This is a genomic window from Streptomyces sp. NPDC052036, from assembly GCF_040680495.1.
GTDB lineage: Bacteria > Actinomycetota > Actinomycetes > Streptomycetales > Streptomycetaceae > Streptomyces.
The window spans coordinates 55,815-71,966 of record NZ_JBFAWW010000006.1 but is presented as its reverse complement, the minus strand read 5'-3'; the positions used below and the strand labels follow the sequence as shown (position 1 = coordinate 71,966).

14 protein-coding genes are annotated in these 16,152 nt (G+C 71.2%); 6 read left to right on the top strand and 8 right to left on the bottom strand.

Features of this window, described 5'->3' with window-relative positions; genetic code table 11:
• Window positions 1-18 precede the first annotated feature (18 nt).
• Both AB0L95_RS11580 and AB0L95_RS11575 read right to left on the bottom strand, forming a co-directional pair.
• Window positions 19-1,782, bottom strand: a complete 1,764-nt coding sequence (locus AB0L95_RS11580; RefSeq protein ID WP_365160602.1) for a threonine/serine exporter family protein — start codon at window positions 1,780-1,782, stop codon at window positions 19-21.
• Window positions 1,783-1,996: 214 nt separating this feature from the next.
• A complete protein-coding gene (locus AB0L95_RS11575; RefSeq protein ID WP_059133642.1) occupies window positions 1,997-2,488 on the bottom strand; it encodes an inorganic diphosphatase in 492 nt (163 codons plus the stop codon).
• A 79-nt stretch (window positions 2,489-2,567) separates the two neighbouring features.
• On the opposite strand from AB0L95_RS11575, the gene dacB reads away from it, so the two are divergent.
• The 6 genes from dacB (at window position 2,568) to folE (ending at window position 10,525) form a co-directional block, all read left to right on the top strand.
• Window positions 2,568-4,226, top strand: a complete 1,659-nt coding sequence (dacB, locus tag AB0L95_RS11570) for a D-alanyl-D-alanine carboxypeptidase/D-alanyl-D-alanine-endopeptidase (protein ID WP_365160599.1) — start codon at window positions 2,568-2,570, stop codon at window positions 4,224-4,226.
• Window positions 4,227-4,352: 126 nt separating this feature from the next.
• The gene (locus AB0L95_RS11565) at window positions 4,353-5,486 is read left to right on the top strand and encodes a zinc-dependent metalloprotease (protein WP_365160597.1); all 1,134 of its coding nucleotides are present in this window, start codon (window positions 4,353-4,355) and stop codon (window positions 5,484-5,486) included.
• A 193-nt stretch (window positions 5,487-5,679) separates the two neighbouring features.
• Window positions 5,680-6,735 (top strand): tRNA lysidine(34) synthetase TilS, encoded by a 1,056-nt coding sequence (tilS, locus tag AB0L95_RS11560; protein ID WP_365160594.1) that lies wholly within the window; start codon window positions 5,680-5,682, stop codon window positions 6,733-6,735.
• Window positions 6,736-6,967: 232 nt separating this feature from the next.
• The gene (gene hpt / locus AB0L95_RS11555) at window positions 6,968-7,528 is read left to right on the top strand and encodes a hypoxanthine phosphoribosyltransferase (protein ID WP_365160591.1); all 561 of its coding nucleotides are present in this window, start codon (window positions 6,968-6,970) and stop codon (window positions 7,526-7,528) included.
• A 221-nt stretch (window positions 7,529-7,749) separates the two neighbouring features.
• Complete coding sequence (gene ftsH, locus AB0L95_RS11550) at window positions 7,750-9,774, top strand: ATP-dependent zinc metalloprotease FtsH (RefSeq protein WP_365160588.1); 2,025 nt, start codon at window positions 7,750-7,752, stop codon at window positions 9,772-9,774.
• 145 nt (window positions 9,775-9,919) lie between these two features.
• On the top strand, window positions 9,920-10,525 hold the full coding sequence (gene folE, locus AB0L95_RS11545; RefSeq protein WP_365160585.1) for a GTP cyclohydrolase I FolE: 606 nt from the start codon (window positions 9,920-9,922) through the stop codon (window positions 10,523-10,525).
• Between the two features lie 274 nt (window positions 10,526-10,799).
• Here folE and AB0L95_RS11540 read toward each other — a convergent pair whose 3' ends face one another.
• From AB0L95_RS11540 to AB0L95_RS11515, 6 genes are all read right to left on the bottom strand, one after another.
• Window positions 10,800-11,285: a DUF3180 domain-containing protein gene (locus AB0L95_RS11540; RefSeq protein WP_365160582.1), complete on the bottom strand. Its 486-nt coding sequence runs from the start codon at window positions 11,283-11,285 to the stop codon at window positions 10,800-10,802.
• A 79-nt stretch (window positions 11,286-11,364) separates the two neighbouring features.
• Entirely contained in the window at window positions 11,365-11,976 is a 612-nt protein-coding gene (gene folK / locus AB0L95_RS11535) for a 2-amino-4-hydroxy-6-hydroxymethyldihydropteridine diphosphokinase (protein ID WP_365160580.1), read from the bottom strand.
• A complete protein-coding gene (gene folB, locus AB0L95_RS11530) occupies window positions 11,973-12,332 on the bottom strand; it encodes a dihydroneopterin aldolase (RefSeq protein ID WP_365160577.1) in 360 nt (119 codons plus the stop codon). The genes folK and folB overlap by 4 nt, the downstream gene beginning before the upstream one ends.
• A 259-nt stretch (window positions 12,333-12,591) precedes the next feature.
• Entirely contained in the window at window positions 12,592-13,095 is a 504-nt protein-coding gene (locus AB0L95_RS11525; RefSeq protein WP_365160574.1) for a nuclear transport factor 2 family protein, read from the bottom strand.
• Entirely contained in the window at window positions 13,092-14,051 is a 960-nt protein-coding gene (gene folP, locus AB0L95_RS11520; protein ID WP_365160571.1) for a dihydropteroate synthase, read from the bottom strand. Before folP ends, AB0L95_RS11525 begins: the two co-directional genes overlap by 4 nt.
• 255 nt (window positions 14,052-14,306) lie before the next feature.
• Window positions 14,307-16,136, bottom strand: a complete 1,830-nt coding sequence (locus tag AB0L95_RS11515) for a phosphatidylglycerol lysyltransferase domain-containing protein (RefSeq protein WP_365160568.1) — start codon at window positions 16,134-16,136, stop codon at window positions 14,307-14,309.
• Window positions 16,137-16,152: the final 16 nt, after the last annotated feature.

Sequence of the window (16,152 nt, the reverse complement as noted above, 5' to 3'; positions counted from 1 at the left end):
CGGGCCCCGGAGCGTGCGTCAGAAGCCGCGCGTCCGCTTGGCCGCCCGGCGTCCCTCCGCGGAACCGCCCGGAATCCGCAGGAACAGCCGGGAGATCTCCGACCCGAGGTTCACACCGATGGCGATGGCCATGGCGAGGGAGGCGGCCTTCGCCAGGGACACCAGGCCCTTGTCGACGTGGTTCTGGGCCATGGACAGCAGCCCGAAGTAGGTCGCCGAACCGGGCAGCAGGGGCCCGATCGCGGCGGTCGTGTACGGCAGCGCGGAGGCGAACCGGTAGCGCGACAGCAGCTGCCCGAACAGGCCCACCAGACCGGCCGCGACGGCCGTGGAGGCGACCGGCGAGATGCCGCCGGGGTAGTGCATGGCGCCGTACACACACCAGGCGACTCCGCCGTTGAGGGCCACCATCAGCACGGTGGATCGTTCCTGCTGGAGCAGGATCGCAAAGGTCATGGACAACAGGATCGACGCGATGATCTGCACGACCGGCCGCTCGGAGAGACTCAGAGCGGCGTCCGGGTTCAGCTCGGCGCCCAGCTTCACACCGAAGTAGAGGATCACCAGCACACCCATGACGATGCCCACGAAGAAGTACATGACTTCCAGCAGGCGTGCCGCCGCCGTGATGTAGAAGCCGGTCAGCCCGTCCTGCACGCCCGCCACCAGGGCCCGTCCGGGCAGCAGCGCGAACAGACCACCGGTGATCACGGCGGACGCGTTCACATCGACATGGGCGACCGTGAGCGCGACGCCGATCGCGGCCGGGGGCATCGCGGCCACCGTGAACTGGTAGAACTCCGGCAGTCCACGCCCGGCGCACAGCCATGCCAGTCGGTCGCCGAGCATGGCGCCGATCGCCGCGGCGATGAAGACCAGGACGTCACCGCCGACGAGGACGGAGGCCGCACCGGCGAGCAGCCCGCTCGCCCCGGTCAGCACCCAGCCGGGGTAGGGGTGCCGGTTGCGGCGTATCTCGGCGAGCCGGCGGTAGGCCTCCTCCAGGGAGATCGCGGTCGCCGGGTCGCTGAGGTCGTCCACGAGCCGGAAGACGGCGGACAGACGGGTGTAGTCCGTACCGCGGCGGCGTACCGTCCGCGACGCCGACACGGGGTCTTCCACCAGGGACGGCTGGTACGAGACGGACAGCAGCGTGAAGGTGACCGTCGGCTCGCAGCGGTCCAGCCCGTAGGACCGGCAGACCGCGAACATCGCGGCCTCCACGTCCTCGGCGCCCTCGCCGCCCGCCAGCAGCAGTTCGCCGATACGGAGGGTCAGGTCGAGCACACGCGGCACGGCGGGGCCCGTATCCCCGATCTTGTGCACGGGCTCCAGCGCGGGCCGCTCGGCGACCGGCAGGCGCAGCATCGTGCGCATACGGTCCTGCCAGGGCGCCTCCTCGGCCAGCCGGACGACGGGGATGCCGGACGGCGGGGTGAAGGCGGCCGGGGCGTGCCGGACGCTGTAGGTGCTCGGCGGACTGAACGCCGATCCCTCCGGCTCGGCCCCGGGCGGCTGGGGGGCCTCCAGGCCGTCCGGTACGGCGAACTCGGACGTCGTCTCCGACTCCGTGCCGACGGCCGGCACCTCGAGGCCCTCAGGAACGGCGAACTCGGAGGTCGTCGAGGAGTCGGCAGCGCCGCCCGTGGGCACCGGGAACCCCAGCGGGATCGTGAACTCGGACGTGACCACGGAGTCGTCGCCGCCCTGCTCCGGGGGCGTGTACGCGCTCCTGGCCTCGTCCGACCGCGGCTTGCGGTCCTCCGTGTCCGGCTCCGCCACCTGCTTCCCTCTTGCCTTTCCTCAGCCCGTGTCCCCCCGAGTCTGCGGTCCCTGCTTGCCTGCCGTACGCCTCGGCCTGTCCCCTGCGTACTTCCCGTACGCCTCAGCCTGTCCCCTTCGTACCGCTCGTACGCCTCAGTATGCGCACCGGTACGCGAACGGGCCGCGTCACCCGTTGGGGATCACGCGGCCCGTCCGTTGCCGACCACGGGAGTCAGTGGCCGCCCTGCTCCTTGAGCCGCTTGTACGAGCGCTCGATCTCGGCCTCGGCGTCCGCGCGGCCCACCCAGTTGGCACCCTCGACCGACTTGCCGGGCTCCAGGTCCTTGTACACCTCGAAGAAGTGCTGGATCTCCAGGCGGTCGAACTCGGAGACGTGGTGAATGTCCCGCAGGTGCTCCACGCGCGGGTCGGACGCCGGCACGCACAGCAGCTTGTCGTCGCCGCCGGCCTCGTCCGTCATCCGGAACATGCCGATGGCGCGGCACTTGATGAGGCAGCCCGGGAAGGTCGGCTCCTCGAGGATGACCAGCGCGTCCAGCGGGTCACCGTCCTCGCCGAGGGTGTTCTCGACGAAGCCGTAGTCGGCCGGGTAGCTGGTCGAGGTGAAAAGTCGACGGTCCAGGCGGATACGACCGGTCTCGTGGTCCACCTCGTACTTGTTCCGCGAACCCTTCGGGATCTCGATCGTGACGTCGAACTCCACCGGTGGCTCCTCCATGATCAGCACATAGTTCTGGTGGTTAAGTGTCCCTCACGCAGGTGTGTGATCGCGAAAGGGGCTGGTGGTCGTGCCGGAGCTGAGGGCCTGGCGGGCCGCGAGGCCGCGTCTGGCGCGGGCCGCGCAGGCCGTGAGACCACGCCTCACACGCGTGGCCCGGGCCGTGCGACCCCGCGCGCGGCGGGTCGCCGAGACCGTGAGGCCACGCGTGGCACGGGCCACCGGAACGGTGAAACCGCACGTCACACGGGTCGCGCACTTCGCACGCCCGCGCGCCGGGAGGTTCACCACCCCGCAGCTGGCGGCTGTCGCCACCGTCATGGGCCTGGCGCTCGCGGTCGGGGCCGCGAGCGCCGCCGGTCCATGGGACTCCTCGGGCCAGCGTACGGCCGAGCGCGAACGGGCCGCAGCGTGGGACCGCGAGGGTGGCGCAGATCACGGGCGGGGCGCCGGCGCGACGGCGCAGTCACCGGCGCCCGCGCCGAGCGCCGCGCCCGTGCTGGCCGGCGTCGGCGCCGCCACGGCACTTCAGTCGGCGCCGGGCGTACGGCCCCTGGCGGCCGCCCTCGACAAGCTCCTCGGGGACGCCTCCCTCGGCTCCCGGCGCTCCGCCGTCGTCGTCGACATCGCCACCGGCAAGCGCCTGTACGGCAAGAACGCGGACGACGCGTTGACCCCCGCCTCCACCACCAAGATCGCCACCGCCGTGGCCGTGCTCTCCGCGGCCGGCCCCGACCACCGCTTCACCACCCGCACCGCGCTGGAGCCCGGCACCGACAAGCTGGTGCTCGTCGGCGGGGGCGACCCGACGCTCACAGCCCGCGCCAAGGCCGAGGGCTGGGCGAGCCTGCGCACCCTCGCCGGCACGACCGCCGCCGCCCTGAAGAAGCGGGGTCTGTCCTCGGTGTCGCTCGCCTACGACGCCTCGCTGTTCACGGGCGACGCGCTGCACCCCATCGGGGTCAACCCCAACCTCGCCCCGGTCACGGCCCTGACGGCCGACGAGGGCCGCCGGGACAACTCCACCGACGGGCCCGCCGACCGCAGCACGGACCCGGCCGGGGACGCGGCCCGCACCTTCGCCGGTCTGCTGCGCGAGCGCGGCATCAAGACCTCCGCCTCCGGTGTCCCGGCGGCGAAGGCCACGTCCCGCGCCGAGACCGTCGCCTCCGTCCAGTCGCCGCCCCTGTCCGCCGTGGTCGAGCGGATGCTCACCAACAGCGACAACGACATCGCCGAGGCTCTCGCGCGCCAGACCGCCCTGGCCACCGGCGGCCGGGCGAGCTTCGACGGGGGCGCCGCGGCGATCGCCGCCCAGCTCGGCAAGCTCCGGCTCCCGCTCGCGGGCGCGGCGTTCCACGACGGCAGCGGGCTGAACCGCGATGACCGGCTCACGGCGGACCTGCTGACGTCTCTGCTGGCCACCGCCGGCTCCGCGTCCCACCCCGAACTCCGTACGGTCCTGACGGGGCTGCCGGTGGCCGGCTTCACGGGCACCCTCAGCGACCGCTACGCGGATGCCGCCGAACGCTCGGGCACCGGCCTCGTACGGGCCAAGACGGGCACGCTGACGGGCGTCAACACCCTCGCCGGGACGGTGGTCGACGCCGACGGCCGGCTGTTGGCGTTCGCCTTCCTGACGGACGGTTCGATGGACCAGACGGCCGCCCGGACGGCCCTGGACCGCACGGCGGCGCAGCTCGCGGGCTGCGGCTGCCGGTGACGCGCCACCCCTGCGGTGCGCTGCCCTGCTGATGCGCCATCCCCTTGCGGCGCGCCGCCCCGGTGGCGCACCGCCGCACGTTGCGCTGCCCTGCCCCGAGTGGCGGCGCTCACGTACCGTTGACGCATGACGAGCATCGGTGGTGCGGGATCTGCTGGGATGGTCGACTGGAATCTCGCGGTGGCGACCGCGACCCGACTCGTGCGGCCGGGCCCCGAGGTGAGCCGCGACGAGGCCCGCGCCGTCGTCGCGGAGCTGCGCCGCCACGCGAAGGCCTCGGAGGAACATGTCCGGGGCTTTACTCGTATGGGCCAGACGGGCGTTCACGACACCCCCGTCCTCGTCGTCGACCGGCCCGGCTGGGTCCGGGCGAACGTCGCCGGATTCCGGGAGATCCTCAAACCCCTCCTCGACAAGATGGAGCAGCGGCGCGGGGGCACCCCCGGCGGTGCCGTCCTCGGTGCCGTCGGCGGCAAGGTCACCGGTGTGGAACTGGGCATGCTGCTGTCGTTCCTGTCCTCCCGGGTCCTCGGCCAGTACGAGACCTTCGCCCCGGCCACCCGCGAACTGCCCGCGGGCGAGAACGGCGGCGGCCGTCTCCTGCTGGTCGCGCCGAACATCGTGCATGTGGAACGCGAGTTGGACGTCCAGCCCCACGACTTCCGCCTGTGGGTGTGCCTGCACGAGGAGACGCACCGCACGCAGTTCACGGCGGTGCCCTGGCTGCGCGATCACCTCGAGGGCGAAATCCAGTCTTTCCTGGGGGAGACCGATGTCGACCCCATGACGGTCCTGGAGCGCATCAGGGAAGCGGTCCAGTCGCTCGCCGGGGGCCGCACGGAGGGCGAGGAGGGCGAGGAGGGTCACTCGCTCGTGGAACTCGTGCAGACGCCCGCCCAGCGGGAGATCCTCGGGCGGCTGACCGCCGTGATGTCCCTCCTGGAAGGGCACGCGGACTTCGTGATGGACGGCGTCGGCCCGGACGTCGTGCCGTCCGTCGCCGAGATCCGGGAAAAGTTCCAGCAGCGCCGCGCCAGGGGCGCCTCCCGTCTCGACCTCGCCCTGCGCAAGCTGCTGGGCCTGGACGCCAAGCTCAGGCAGTACCGCGACGGCGAGCGGTTCGTGCGTGCGGTCGTCGAGCAGGTCGGCATGGACGGCTTCAACCGGGTGTGGACCTCTCCCAACACCCTCCCCACCAAGGCGGAGATCGCCAAACCGGCGGACTGGGTCGCGCGGGTGCATCGCAGGGCGGAGCCGTGAGCCGTGCGCGAGCGGGGTGAGACGAATCCGGCCGTCGGCAGGTGAACGCCCCGCCAATCACTCGTCCGAGGGACCGTGAGCCATGGGTAGGCGTGCAATGCTCGGGGAACGGCCCGTTTCTGTCACCATCTACACACTCTGAGTGACCAGCGATCGGGCTCACCCCCCGACAATTTCATGAAGGGAACCGGACATGGGTCCCCATCCTGCGGTCGCGGCGATACGCCTGGCGGTCCGCCGCGTCCTCCACGACATCCTCACCGAGCAGACCTCGGCACAGAACACCGGGCAGATCACACAACTGAGCAGCCATTCCCCCTCCCACGAGCGCCCCGTCACGCCGCTCGTGCTCGTGGCATGCTCGGGGGGCGCCGACTCGATGGCGCTCGCTTCCGCCCTCGCCTTCGAGGCCCCCAAACTCGGCATCCGCGCCGGCGGCATCACCATCGACCACGGACTGCAGGCCGGCTCCGACCTGCGCGCCGACGAGGTGGTCCTGCGCCTGCGCGAGCTGGGCCTCGACCCCGTCGACTCCGTCGCCGTGAGCGTCGGCCGCGTCGGAGGTCCCGAAGCCGCCGCCCGTGACGCGCGCTACGCCGCCCTGGACATCACTGCCGAGCGCCACGGCGCCACCGCTGTCCTCCTCGGCCACACCCGCGACGACCAGGCCGAGACCGTCCTGCTCGGCCTCGCCCGCGGCTCCGGCGTCCGCTCCCTCTCCGGCATGGCCGCGGTCTCGGGGGCCGGCGGCCGCTATCGCCGCCCCTTCCTGCAGATCGACCGGCAGACCGCCCGCAAGGCCTGCATGGCCCAGGCCCTGCCCGTCTGGGACGACCCCCACAACACGGACCCCACCTACACCCGCTCCCGGCTCCGCCACGAGGGCCTGCCCGCCCTGGAGAAGGCGCTCGGCAAGGGCGTCGTCGAAGCCCTCGCCCGTACGGCCCAGCTCTCCCGCGACGACGCCGACGCGCTCGACGCCTGGGCCAGTCAGGCCGAGACCGCCGTACGCGACGCCACCGGCCTCCTGGAGTGCGCGAAGCTCTACGCCCTGCCGCCGGCCGTGCGCCGCAGGATCCTGCGCCGCGCCGCCATCGAGGCCGGTGCTCCGGCCGGTTCCCTCTTCGCCCGTCACATCGAGGAAGTGGACCGGCTGATCACGGGTTGGCGCGGCCAGGGAGCCATCAATCTCCCGGGCAAAGTCGTCGCCCAGCGTCAGGGTGGCAGACTGGTGATTCGGCACGGCTGAAAACCCGCCCCCTTCGGGAGGCGCCCGGTCACCCCTTCGGGGCGGGACCGGTCAGCCGCGCAAGCGAGCCGAAGGGGCGTGCCGCTGTCGCGAGAGACAGCGGACACCGACCGTGAGGGCTGCAGCCGTTGCGGCTGCCCCGCGCGGGTGTCCGCGGACGGGTGACCGTCCACCGCGGCACAGGCGCCCCGCGGGCGAGCGGGCAATCAGAGCGGCGGGACGACCGAAAGTGATGCGGGTGGACGCGAAAGACATGGGTGCCGACCTCCAGCAGGTGCTCATCACCAAGGAAGAGATCGACGCGAAGCTGGCTGAGCTGGCTGCGAAGATCGACGCGGAGTACGCGGGCAAGGACCTGCTGATCGTCGGTGTCCTCAAGGGCGCGGTGATGGTCATGGCCGACCTCGCCCGGGCGCTGTCCACCCCGGTCACCATGGACTGGATGGCCGTGTCCTCCTACGGCGCGGGCACCCAGTCCTCCGGTGTCGTGCGCATCCTCAAGGACCTCGACACCGACATCAAGGGCAAGCACGTCCTGATCGTCGAGGACATCATCGACTCCGGTCTGACGCTGTCGTGGCTGATCTCCAACCTCGGCTCGCGCGAGCCCGCCACCCTGAAGGTGTGCACGTTGCTGCGCAAGCCGGATGCGGCCAAGGTCGCCATCGACGTCGAGTGGGTCGGCTTCGACATCCCGAACGAGTTCGTCGTGGGCTACGGCCTCGACTACGCGGAGAAGTACCGCAACCTCCCGTTCGTCGGTACGCTCGCGCCTCACGTCTACGGCGGCTGAACCTCAGCGGTCCGGCCGTCGGCGACGGCGGCCGGACCCGAGGTCCGGGCTCTTTCAGGACGTTCGGGAACCCCAGCGGGTCTCGCGCCGTTGGAGCATGCGTGGACGGTATTGCCAGCGGTCCCCGCGGCTGCGGGTGACAATCCTGGGGTACCGTCAGAAGAACTGTCTTTATCAAACTCACTATGGCAGGAGGGACGGGGCGACACCGCTCCGTATGGATGGACGTGAAGCGATACTTCCGTGGGCCGGTCATGTGGATCGTGCTGGCCGTCCTTGCCGTGGTCGTGTTGATGCAGGTCGTCGGCTCTTCCGGCGGCTACAAGACGGTGGACACCGGCCAGGTCGTGGCGGCGATCAATGAGAACAAGGTCCAGCAGGCCAAGCTGACCACAGGCGACGAGCAGATCATCAAGGTCTCCCTGAAGGACGGCCAGAAGGTCCAGGGCAGCTCGAAGATCCAGGCGAGCTACATCGGCAACCAGGGCGTCTCCCTGGCCAACATCCTTCAGGACAAGTACCAGACCAAGCAGATCCCGGACGGCTACACGGTCTCGCCGTCCAAGCAGAACCCGTTCGTCGGGATCCTGCTCTCTCTGCTTCCCTTCGTCCTCATCGTGGTCGTCTTCCTGTTCCTGATGAACCAGATGCAGGGCGGCGGCTCCCGGGTCATGAACTTCGGGAAGTCCAAGGCGAAGCTCATCACCAAGGACACTCCGAAGACGACCTTCTCGGATGTCGCGGGCGCGGACGAGGCGGTCGAGGAGCTCCAGGAGATCAAGGAGTTCCTCCAGGAGCCGGCCAAGTTCCAGGCCGTCGGCGCCAAGATCCCCAAGGGTGTCCTCCTCTACGGCCCTCCCGGTACGGGCAAGACGCTTCTCGCGCGTGCCGTCGCGGGCGAGGCGGGCGTCCCCTTCTACTCGATCTCGGGTTCCGACTTCGTCGAGATGTTCGTCGGTGTCGGTGCCTCCCGAGTGCGTGACCTGTTCGAGCAGGCCAAGGCGAACGCCCCGGCGATCGTCTTCGTCGACGAGATCGACGCGGTCGGCCGTCATCGCGGCGCCGGCCTCGGCGGCGGTCACGACGAGCGTGAGCAGACCCTGAACCAGTTGCTCGTCGAGATGGACGGCTTCGACGTGAAGGGCGGCGTGATCCTCATCGCCGCCACGAACCGCCCCGACATCCTCGACCCGGCCCTCTTGCGCCCCGGCCGTTTCGACCGTCAGATCGCGGTCGACCGCCCGGACATGCAGGGCCGTCTGGAGATCCTCAAGGTTCACCAGAAGGGCAAGCCGGTCGCCCCGGACGTCGACCTGGCGGCCGTCGCCCGCCGCACCCCCGGCTTCACCGGCGCCGACCTGTCGAACGTGCTGAACGAGGCGGCCCTGCTCACGGCCCGCAGCGACCGCAAGCTCGTCGACAATCAGATGCTCGACGAGGCGATCGACCGCGTGGTCGCGGGCCCGCAGAAGCGGACCCGGATCATGTCGGACAAGGAGAAGAAGATCACCGCGTACCACGAGGGCGGCCACGCCCTGGTCGCGGCGGCCTCGCCGAACTCCGACCCGGTCCACAAGATCACGATCCTGTCCCGCGGCCGTGCCCTCGGCTACACGATGGTGCTCCCGGACGAGGACAAGTACTCCACGACGCGCAACGAGATGCTGGACCAGCTCGCCTACATGCTGGGTGGCCGCGCGGCCGAGGAGTTGGTCTTCCACGACCCGACCACGGGTGCCGCGAACGACATCGAGAAGGCCACGTCCACGGCTCGCGCGATGGTCACGCAGTACGGCATGACCGAGCGTCTCGGCGCGATCAAGTTCGGCGGCGACAACACCGAGCCGTTCCTCGGACGTGAGATGGCTCACCAGCGCGACTACTCGGAAGAGGTCGCCGCGCTCGTGGACGAGGAAGTCAAGAAGCTCATCGAGAACGCGCACAACGAGGCCTGGGAGATCCTGGTCGAGAACCGCGACGTCCTCGACAACCTGGTGCTCGCGCTGCTCGAGAAGGAGACGCTGGGCAAGGAGGAGATCGCCGAGATCTTCGCCCCGATCGTCAAGCGCCCGCCGCGGCCCGCCTGGACCGGCTCCTCGCGCCGCACGCCGTCGACCCGCCCGCCGGTGCTCTCCCCGAAGGAGCTGGCACTGACGAACGGAGCGAATGGCGCGACCCCGGCGATCGCCAACGCGACGGAGTCCCTCCCCGCAGACGCGGCTCCGGAGGACCGCCGGGAGAGCTGACCGATCGCTCCCCGAGGGCCCCACAAGGCCCGGAATTTCTGCCGCGCCCCCCAGGGTTTTAGCCTTGGGGGGCGCGGCCTTTCCTTCAGGCCGCCCATCAGACGCGCGACGGGTGCGCGTCGCAGGCGCAGGAACGAGGCACCACATGACCGACCCGGTGACGCTGGACGGCGAGGGCACGATCGGCGAGTTCGACGAGAAGCGCGCGGAGAACGCCGTACGGGAGTTGCTCATCGCGGTCGGAGAGGACCCGGACCGGGAGGGCCTGCGCGCGACTCCGGGAAGGGTGGCCCGGGCGTACCGGGAGATATTCGCCGGCCTGTGGCAGAAGCCCGAGGACGTCCTCACGACGACCTTCGACCTCGGCCATGACGAGATGGTGCTGGTGAAGGACATCGAGGTGTTCTCGACCTGCGAGCATCACCTCGTGCCGTTCAGGGGCGTTGCCCACGTCGGCTACATCCCGGCCACCAGCGGAAAGATCACGGGTCTGTCGAAGCTGGCCCGGCTCGTGGACGTCTTCGCGCGCCGCCCGCAGGTGCAGGAACGGCTGACGACGCAGATCGCCGACTCGCTCATGGAGATCCTGGAGCCGCGCGGGGTGATCGTCGTCGTCGAGTGCGAGCACATGTGCATGTCGATGCGCGGCATCCGCAAGCCCGGCGCGAAGACGATCACTTCGGCGGTGCGCGGTCAGCTGCGGGACGCGGCCACGCGCAACGAGGCGATGAGCCTCATCATGGCGCGCTGAGGCCCCGCCGGCCGCCGCGGCCTAGGGCGTGCTTCGAAAGTCCCGTCTGGCCCGCGACTCCCCCAGCCTGGCGGCTGGGAGGTGCCCCCAGGCACGGCACCTCGCCGCGTTGTCGGGGTCGTCCGCGTACGCCCAGTACGCGGACGGCCCTCCGCCTTGCGATGCACCGCACCAGACGCCGCGGGCCCCGCCCTTCGGGCGGACGACCCTACTTTCGAAACACGCCCTAGTGCCCCCGGCAGGCAACGTCGCGCTCACGTCACCCGCCGGGGCGCTAGGACACCGATGTCGTGTCGCCATTCTGCTCGTCGTCGTCCGGGAGGCGGCAGACGCGCTCCAGGAAGAAGGCGGCCGCTATGACGGCGATACCCGCGAGAACCGAGAAGCCGGCGTAGATGGCCTGGTCGCGCGTCGTGGGGACGTCCAGCGACTCCAGGAGGAAGACACCCGCGCCGCCGTACATCCCGGCGACCAGGGCCGCCACCAGGGCGCTCGCCTGGCCGAAAACGACCGCACGGGCCGCCATCAGAGGGTCGACGCCCTTCGCCTCGAGGCGGCGCTCGCGCTGGGCCTTGAACCGGGCCCGCAGGGAGAGCGCCGTGGCCAGCAGGACCACGGCGATCAGGGCGAGGACGATGGGCGCGGCCAGGGGGACCCGGGGGAGTGTGCCCACCGCGCTCCACAGCCGGGCCGCCGCCCAGGACAGCACTCCGGCCATCACGAACACCGCTGCCAGCGTCCTGATGCGCAGCTCTCTCACGATGCCCCTTCGTCAGCCGGACGGTCGCCCGTCCGCGGTCGTCGAGCCGGGAGCATCCCGGCCCGGTAGACCTTAACGACTATTCCGGCAGCCGGAGTTCCTGGTCGGGGCGGGGAATGACGCCTTCGCGGGTGACGACGGCGAGCAGATCCGCCACCGGGCCCCGGGCGGGGAGCTGGGCCGCCGGGTCCAGGTCGTACCAAGGGGCGAGGACGAAGGCCCGCTCGTGGGCGCGCGGGTGGGGGAGGGTCAGCACCGGGTCGCCGGAGACGACTTCCGCGTACGAGATGATGTCCACGTCCAGGGTGCGCGCGCCCCAGCGCTCGTCCCGCACCCGGTGGAAGGCCTCCTCCACGGCGTGGGCCCGCTCCAGGAGCGAGGACGGGGGCAGGGTGGTCTTCACCACGACCACCGCGTTGAAGTACGTCGGTTGGCTGCCCGGAGCCACGCCCCACGGCTCCGTCTCGTACACCGGGGAGACCGCCTTGACGCGGACGCCCGGGGTGTCCTCCAGGGCGTCGATGGCGCCCTGCAGGTTCTCCAGGCGGTTGCCCAGGTTCGAGCCGATGGAGATCACGGCGCGTTTGGGGTTCTGCAGGGTCGTGTCGGCGGCGTCCACCTGCTCCACCACGGAGGCGGGCACCGGCTGTACGGTCGGGTCGCTCTGACCCCCGGCGAAGAAGGCGCTCATACTCGGCTCCGGGTGATGGTGACGGTCACGTCGTCGAACGGGACCGTGATCGGTGCGTCCGGTTTGTGCACGCAGACCTCGACCTCGCGGACGGGGGCGTGCTTGAGGCAGGCGAGGGCGATGCGCTCGGCGAGCGTCTCGATGAGGTCGACGGGCTCTCCTTCGACCAGGGCCACGATCTCCTCGGCGACGATGCCGTAGTGCACGGTCTTCGACAGGTCGTCGTCGGCCGCGGCCGGCCGGGTGTCCAGGCCCAGGACGAGGTCCACGATGAAGGTCTGCCCCTCCTCGCGCTCCCGGGGGAACACGCCGTGGTGCCCGCGGGCCTTCAGGCCGCGCAGCGCGACACGATCCACGCGAATCACTCCTGCAATCGTCGGTAGCGACAGGTGCGCACCGAGTGCGGTCGGTGCACCAGCCGCGAACGAATCTACCTGCGGGCACCGACAGCGTTTGCTACCGGGAGCGTGTGCCCCTGCCACGACCGAAGCCTTCATCGGGCGTTTTCCCTGGCGAACAGGGTGGCTCACGGGGCGGCAGCTGATCGCTACCCGAGGGTAGGTGATTCCCGCCACGTCAGGCCGCCTACCCAATCCGGCGGCCTATGCCACCTGCTCAGGCCGACGAGTCGTCCTCCTCTTCGTCGGCGGACTCGGTCAGGACCGGGGAGGCGTGATGGGACCAGAGCTTCCAGCCGTCGGGGGTGCGCCGGAACACGTTCGTGGCGACGACTATCTGGCCGACGAGGGGGCCCAGCTCCTCGCCCTCCCCCGGGGCCGGGCCGCCGCTGAGGATGTTCTCGGTGCAGCTCACCAGGGCGCTGTCGCCGGTCACCGACACATGGACGTCCGTGAGGAAGAACTGGATGTAGTCGGTGTTCGCCATGATCAGGGCGTACGACCGCAGCACCTCGCCGCGGCCGGTCAGCACGGGCCAGCCGGGGTGGACGCAGGAGATCACGCCGGCATCCGCCGGGTCGTGGTACTTCTCGTCGACGCCCAGGTCGGCCGGCGTCAGCCAGAGCGAGGACAGCTCCTCGAAGTCACCGCGTTCCATCGCCTCGTAGAAGGCGGTGTTGGCCTGCTCGACCTGTTCGACATCGGTGTGGGCGGCGCTCACCGGGCTCCTTCGGCGGATCCGGTGCCCGGGCGTCCGCCGTCGGGGCCGCTGCCCGGGCGTCCGCCGTCGGGGTCGCTGCCCGGCGCGGGATCGGCCGCGCGCGCCGCCTCGACGGCGCGTGCGACGCGTACCGCGTCCGCCGTCGCGTGGACCTCGTGCACACGGACCGCCCACGCGCCGGCCTGGGCGGCGAGTGCGGAGACGGCGGCCGTGGCGGCGTCGCGCTCGCGGGCCGGCGGGGGCGCCCCCTCGGGGCCGGCCAGGACACGGCCCAGGAACCGCTTGCGGGAGGCGGCGACCAGCAGGGGATGGCCCAGGACGTGCAGGCGGTCGAGGTGGGCGAGCAGCGCCAGATCGTGCTCGGCCTGCTTGGAGAAGCCGAGGCCGGGGTCGACGACGATCCGGTCGGGGGCGACGCCGCCCGCCAGCACGGCCTCCACGCGCGCGTGGAGTTCGTCGACGACCTCGGAGACGACGTCCTCGTAGACGCCGTTGACGTTGCCGCCCTCCAGGAAGCCGCGCCAGTGCATCACCACGAAGGGGGCGCCGGAGGCCGCGACGACCGGGACCATCGCGGGGTCCGCGAGGCCGCCGCTGACGTCGTTGACCAGGGCGGCGCCGGCGGCGAGGGCCTGTTCGGCGACGGAGGCGCGCATGGTGTCCACGGAGACCGTGACGCCCTCGGAGGCGAGGCCGCGGACGACGGGGACGACACGCCTGAGCTCTTCGGTCTCGTCGACGCGGGTGGCTCCGGGTCGGGTGGACTCGCCGCCGACGTCGACGAGGTCGGCGCCCTGCGCGACCAGGTCGAGGCCGTGCTTGACGGCGGCGGTGGTGTCGAACCAGCGGCCGCCGTCGGAGAAGGAGTCGGGGGTGACGTTGACGACGCCCATGACCGCGCAGCGGTCCCATGTCGGAAGGCCCGCCACGTGGCCCCGCCCGGTCTTCGTGCTCATATGTTCAGCGTAGGCCCCCGACGGAGCCGCCCTGGGCTCGCGGGTCCTGGGCGGGGGCCGGATCGGGCCGGGTGCGGGGGCCGGTGCCGCGGGGTGCCTCGGTCGCAGGTGTGCCGTGAGGGCGGCGGGGTACCTGGGGGACGGTCCGGTGGGTGGAGGTCCGGGCGAGGGCTCCCCGGCTGGAACGGAGCCCTCGCCCGGACCTGTACGACCTCCCAGGGGGCGGACACGGAAGTCCGCCCGGGTCCGGGGCGGTCAGGCCGCCCGGACCCCGTGCTCCGCCACCGTGTGGGCGCAGGGGCGCTGCACCGGGGCGGAGCGGCGCAGCAGGCGCGGCAGCGCCAGGTTCACGAAGCCCTCCGCCTGCATCATGGCCAGGCCGATGCGCGGCAGGTCGCGGGAGGACGCGTACACCACGAAGCGTGGCTCCCAGCGCGGCTGGAACTTCGCGTTGAACTTGTACAGGGACTCGATCTGGAACCAGCGGGACAGGAAGACCAGCAGTCCCCGCCATGCCCGCAGCACCGGTCCCGCGCCGATCTTCTCGCCGCGCGCCAGGGCCGCGCGGAACATCGCGAAGTTCAGCGAGACGTGCTCGATCCCGAGCTTCGGGGCGGCCTGGAGGGCGGCCACGATGAGCAGTTCGTTCATGCCCGGGTCGGCGGAGCGGTCCCGGCGCATCAGGTCCAGCGAGACACCGTCGGTGCCCCACGGGACGAAGTGCAGGATTGCCTTCAGATCACCGTACGGGCCCTCCGCGGCGTCCGGCTTGTGCGCCGTGGCGATGAGGCAGTCGACGTCGGCGGGGTCGCCGATGCGGCCGAGCGCCATCGAGAAGCCGCGCTCGGTGTCCGTGCCGCGCCAGTCCTCGGCAGCGCGCCGTATCCGCTCCAGCTCGCCCTCGCTGAGGTCACGGATGCGCCGTACCCGGGTTTCGTAACCCGCCCGCTCGATGCGCTTCACCATCTGGCGCACGTTGCGCATCGCACGCCCGGTGAGCGAGAAATCCTTGACGTCCACCACCGCCTCGTCGCCCAGCTCAAGGGCGTCCAGGCCGGTCTCTCGGGTCCAGACCTCGCCGCCCGTCTCCGAGCAGCCCACGACCGCGGGGGTCCAGGAATGGGCCTTGGCCTCGTCCATGAACCGCTCGATGGCCCCGGGCCACGCCTCCACGTCACCGATCGGGTCACCGCTGGCGAGCATCACGCCGGAGACGACGCGGTAGGTGACCGCGGCCTTGCCGCTCGGCGAGAAGACGACCGCCTTGTCGCGGCGGAGCGCGAACTGGCCGAGGGAGTCGCGGGCGCCGTGCTTGTCCAGCAGGGCGCGCAGCCGGGCCTCGTCCTCCTCGGTGAGCCGGGCGGCGGGGTGTTCCGGGCGGAAGGCGAGGTAGATCGTGGTGACCGCGGTCAGCAGACCGAGCGCGCCGAGCGAGAAGCCCACCGTCCAGGAGGTGTCGCCGGTGTAGTCGACCGGGCCCTCGAAGCCCAACAGGCCGTACAGCACATGCTCGATGCGGTCGGACACGCTCGGGTCGCCCACCATGCGGTTCGTGTGGACGCTGACGATGACCAGGCCGAGCCCCAGTGAACCGGCGCCCATGAGCACGAAGTTGGCGAGCGCTCGCCAGCGGCTGCGCGGGTCGGGCAGGGCCGCGAACTCCTTTCGATGGCGCAGCAGCGGCAGCAGCAGTGCCATCGAGATCAGCATGCCGATGACGGAGTGGCGGTAGACGAACTGCGCCACGGCACCCGCCGGGAGCAGGAGCACGGCCGCGCGCCACGCCCTGCGCTTGCGCCGCCGCAGCCCGTGCGCGAGGAGCAGCAGCAGAACGCCGGCGCTCAGCGACAGGGCGGCCGCGAACGGACCGAACGCGCCGGGCAGAACCTCGACGATGCGGTGCATGCGGCTGTGCCGGAAGCGTGGGAAGACGCCCGCGGCAATGTCCAGGACCCCTACGAGCGTGCAGGCCCCGGCGACCAGTGCAGGGACGGACTCAGGGCGCGGGCCGTGGAGGATGCGGCGCACCCCACGCGATCGCTCCGGAACCTCGCCCGACTTTTCCCCATCTATCCTGACAGACATCGCATCCCGTAGTTCT

Excerpts from the sequence above, each read along its gene's own strand:
- AB0L95_RS11565 (WP_365160597.1), top strand. The coding sequence starts at position 4,353 with ATGACGAGCATCGGTGGTGCGGGATCTGCTGGGATGGTCGACTGGAAT.
- tilS (WP_365160594.1), top strand. The coding sequence starts at position 5,680 with ATGGGTCCCCATCCTGCGGTCGCGGCGATACGCCTGGCGGTCCGCCGC.
- hpt (WP_365160591.1), top strand. The coding sequence starts at position 6,968 with ATGCGGGTGGACGCGAAAGACATGGGTGCCGACCTCCAGCAGGTGCTC.
- ftsH (WP_365160588.1), top strand. The coding sequence starts at position 7,750 with ATGGACGTGAAGCGATACTTCCGTGGGCCGGTCATGTGGATCGTGCTG.
- folE (WP_365160585.1), top strand. The coding sequence starts at position 9,920 with ATGACCGACCCGGTGACGCTGGACGGCGAGGGCACGATCGGCGAGTTC.
- folK (WP_365160580.1), bottom strand. The coding sequence starts at position 11,976 with ATGAGCGCCTTCTTCGCCGGGGGTCAGAGCGACCCGACCGTACAGCCG.
- folP (WP_365160571.1), bottom strand. The coding sequence starts at position 14,051 with ATGAGCACGAAGACCGGGCGGGGCCACGTGGCGGGCCTTCCGACATGG.
- AB0L95_RS11515 (WP_365160568.1), bottom strand. The coding sequence starts at position 16,136 with ATGTCTGTCAGGATAGATGGGGAAAAGTCGGGCGAGGTTCCGGAGCGA.